This window comes from Alcanivorax sp. HI0044 (assembly GCF_001634945.1).
Genome location: NZ_LWEZ01000011.1, coordinates 1 through 966 on the forward strand (window position 1 = coordinate 1; position 966 = coordinate 966).

General features: G+C 58.4%; 1 protein-coding gene and 1 pseudogene. One reads left to right on the forward strand and one right to left on the reverse strand.

The genetic code is table 11. The annotated features are described in order from the left end of the window. Window positions 1-616: pseudogene (locus tag A3730_RS00110) on the forward strand (AMP-binding protein); the annotation flags it as partial. A 214-nt stretch (window positions 617-830) separates the two neighbouring features. On the opposite strand, the gene A3730_RS29325 reads toward A3730_RS00110, so the two are convergent. Further along, window positions 831-966: S1 RNA-binding domain-containing protein (locus A3730_RS29325; RefSeq protein ID WP_156500686.1), on the reverse strand; the 136-nt coding region annotated here is incomplete at its 5' end.

The window sequence follows — 966 nt, forward strand, 5'->3', positions numbered from 1 at the left end:
GCAGCCCGGGCTGATGGACCCGGACGGCAAAGAACTGGACGGCGCGGCCTCCGGTAACCTGGTTATCAAGGCCAGCTGGCCCAGCCAGATCCGGACAGTCTATGGCGATCACCAGCGCCTGATCGACACCTATTTCAGCGCCTACAAGGACTGCTATTTCACCGGTGATGGCGCTCGCCGTGATGAAGATGGCTACTACTGGATCACCGGCCGGGTGGACGACGTGCTCAACGTGTCTGGCCACCGCCTGGGCACTGCCGAAATTGAATCAGCCCTGGTGCTGCACCCCAGCATCTCCGAAGCCGCCGTGGTCGGCTACCAACATGACGTCAAAGGCCAGGGCATCTATGCCTATGTGTCACTGATGGCCGGCAAGGAAAGCAGCGAAGAACTGGTTCAGGTCCTGCGGGACCTGGTCACCCAGGAAATCGGCCCCATCGCCAAGCCCGACCTGATCCACTTTGCCCCGGGCCTGCCGAAAACCCGCTCCGGCAAGATCATGCGTCGCATCCTGCGCAAGATCGCCGCCGATGAACTGGACAGCCTGGGCGATACTTCCACCCTGGCCGACCCCGGCGTGGTGGACCAGCTTATCGAGACCCGCCAGAATAAATAAGCCACAACAGCAACAAGAAACGGCGCAGCGGGCTAATCACCCCCTGCGCCGTTTTCATTTGCCCCGCCGCTACACTGCACTCATTGGCCTGACGCCAGCCGCCTTTTACGGCCAGGCCATTACTGTTTGCAAAACTGGCCGTCGTTCCCGCCTTTCCCGCGCATAAAAAAAGGGCCGGCAAATGCCGACCCTTCTTTACAAGCAAAAAGAGAAATTAATCTTCTTTGGCTTCCTTCATGGACAGCTTGATGCGACCACGCTGATCCACATCAAGGACTTTCACCTTGATGATCTCGCCTTCGTTCACGTAGTCAGTCACTTTTTCTACGCGCTCTTCAGCAATTTGGGAG